Here is a 2872-nt window from a genome sequence, read left to right as displayed (position 1 = left end):
GGAGGAAGGCTACCCCCCTCCCTAACCCTCCCCCCCAAGGGGGGAGGGAACAAGACAAAGGACTGCGGCTACACGCCTACTTGTGGCGGAACAGCTCGCTCTGGACGAGCGCGTGGATCAGGTCGGCGGTGCGATACCCGGTCGGCTTCGTGGCGTTCAAGATCGCCTCGACGGCGGCGCGGTCGCGGAACGACGCCGGCGCGCCGGTCGCGTACACGGTCAGTTGCCGCACGAGGTTGCGGGCGAGTTGCCGGTCGTCCGCGGCGAGGTGGGCCTTCAGCCCGATCACGTCCGTGAACGTCCGGCCGCCGGGCAACTCGCCGGCCGCGTCCACCGGGAGCGCGTCCTTGTGATAGAACGGCTGGCCGTTCTTGCCGAAGCCGGGGGCGCGGTCGGCCTTCTCGGCCAGCGCCCGGTACTTGGTGCGGAACCCGCCCATCACGTCGAACGCCTCCAGCGCGAACCCCGGCGGGTCGATCTTCGCGTGGCAGGCGGCGCAGCTCGCCTGGTTGCGGTGCTTCGCCAGTTGCTCGCGGATCGTCGTCGCCCCGCGGAGGTCCGGCTCGACGGCCGGGACCGGCGGCGGCGGGGTCGGCGGCGTGCCGAGGACGCGGTCCAGCACCCACGCCCCGCGGACGACCGGCGAGGTCGTCGTGCCGTTGGCCGTCACCGTCAGCACGCTCGCCTGCGTCAGCAGCCCGCCGCGGACGCTGCCCTTCGGCAGTGCCACCTTCCGCAGCTGCACGCCGTCCACCGTCGGCAGCCCGTAGTGCTGCGCCAGCCGCTCGTTAACGAACGCGAAGTCGGAGGTCGCCACCGCCGTCGCCGGCAGGTTCGCCCGCAGCATCTCGGCGAAGTAGAGCCGCGTTTCCTCGACCGCCGAGTCGGTGAGCAGGTCGTCGAGGTAGTAGTCGGCGTACAACCCGGAGTCCGGCGAGTTGTCGTTGATCTTCCGCAGGTCGAGCCAGTAGTCGAGGAACGAGTTCACGAACCGCCCGGCCCGCGGGTCGGCGAGCAGCCGCTGGGTCTGCGCCCACAGCACGTCGGGCTTCCGCAACTCGCCGCGGTCGGCGGCGGCGCGGAGGGCGGCGTCCGGGGCGGAGTTCCACAGGAAGAACGACAGCCGGGCCGCCAGCGCGTGGTCGTCGAGCGGCCCCGGCTCGGCGTGCAGCGTGAGGAACTCCGGCGAGCAGAGGACGGCCGTGTACCCGACCGTCATCGCGTCGCGGAACGATGCGCCCTCGGCCAGCCGCGCCTCGACGAGCGGCAGGAACCGCGTCAACTCGCGGTTCGCGACCGGCCGGCGGTACGCCTTCTTCACGAACCCGGCGAGCAGCTTCCTGGCATCCGCCTTCGGGTCGGCGGAAATGATTTCGCCGTCCTTGATCGGCAGGTCGCCGAACAGGAGCTTGTGGCCGGGCGGCGGCCACGTGTCGTGGATCGGCCCTTCGACTTCGAGCCACCGGTAGACGACGCCGGGCTGCCCGTCCGGCTCGGCGAGCGGGTTCTGCCACCGCACGTCGCCGGGCCGCGAGCGGAACAGCCGCGAGGCGTCCGGCCGGATCGTTTCCCCCTCCAGCAGGTACACGTCCATCTCGTGGACCTTCGCCGCCGGCGTCACGTCGAACGCGCCGAGCCGCCGGAGCTGGTTCGGCGGCAGTTCCGAGTAGAGCGTCACCGGCTCGTCCCGCCGGCCGGGGCGGATGTCGTCGAGGTTCGGGATGAACCACCTCGGCGACAGCTTCGCCGGGTCCTTCAGGTTCGCGTTCGCGCCGTTCGGCCCGACCCACACGGACAGGGCGTTGACCTTCAACTTGTACCGGCCGGCCGTTGGGGCCTTGAACCGGTCGAACTTCGGCTGCACCGGCTCGTAGGCCCCCTGGACGAGGCCGACGCCTTCGAGTTCTCGCGTCTTCGGGTCGGCCGCGCCGACGGTCATCTTCGCCTTGCCGGCCCGCACGTCCGGCTGGCCGGCGGTCCCCAGCACCGGGTACGTCGCCCGCTCCGGGGCGGTGTTGAACGCGCTGTACGTCATCCGCCGGGTGAACGAGCCTTGCTCGCGGGCGTAGAACCGCTGCGGCCCGGCCTTCGGCGGCGCGGCGGCCGTGATCGTCACCGCGTGGAGCGCGAACTCGGCGGCGTGGAGGTAGCGGGCGACCTGGACGTGCGACACGTCGAGGGCGTCGCCGACGGTGTTGAACCCGTGCGCGACGGCGTCCTCCGGGAGCGCCTCGCGGAGCGGCAGCCACGGGGCGGCGAGCAGGTCGCGGACGGCGTACTCGTACTCCTGCCGGTTCATCCGCCGCCGCGTGGCCCGGCCCTCGGCCGCGACCCGCTTCGCCTCGGCCGCGGTGATCCCGTCGGCCACCTGCTTCACGAACCGGTCGCGGTCGGCCGGCTCCGGCTGGTCGGCGGCCTTCGGCGGCATCTCGCCGGCCGCGACGCGGTCGTGGACGCGGACCCAGGCCCGGTCGGTCGGGTCGAACTTCAGCGCGGTCAAGTCCAGCCGCCCGGCCTTCCGGTCGGCGTCGTGGCAGCGGGTGCAGTGCGCCTCCAGGAACGGCCTCACGTCCTCCCCGCGGGCCGGCGGGACGAGAACGGTCGCCAGGAGGAAGAGGGTCGGGAAGCGAGCGGTCATGCGTGGCGGGTTCCGAGGCGGGACGGCCGGGCGGGCCGCTAGGAGCATCTTCGCACGCCGGGGCCGCGGAGGCAACGGGCTTCCCGCGAAGGTCGTGCCTCGGTTTTATCCCCTCTCCCCCGGCTTTGCGGGGGGAGAGGGTTAGGGTGTGGGGGAACGCCTCCCTCCGAGGGGCGGGACGTTTCCGGTTCGGGGAGCGGCGGGGGGGGGGGCCCCCCCCCCCCCCCCCCCCCC

Annotated in this window: 1 protein-coding gene; it reads right to left on the bottom strand. The window is 72.9% G+C overall.

All coding sequences use genetic code 11. The annotated features are described in order from the left end of the window. Positions 1-76: 76 nt before the first annotated feature. Positions 77-2638: a DUF1592 domain-containing protein gene (locus AC5JJ2_RS13205; RefSeq protein ID WP_495858462.1), complete on the bottom strand. Its 2562-nt coding sequence runs from the start codon at positions 2636-2638 to the stop codon at positions 77-79. Between the last annotated feature and the right edge of the window lie 234 nt (positions 2639-2872).

It is taken from the genome of Limnoglobus sp. (genome assembly GCF_059499385.1).
The sequence above is the reverse complement of the archived record's forward strand: the minus strand, read 5'-3'. Positions and strand labels throughout refer to the sequence as shown.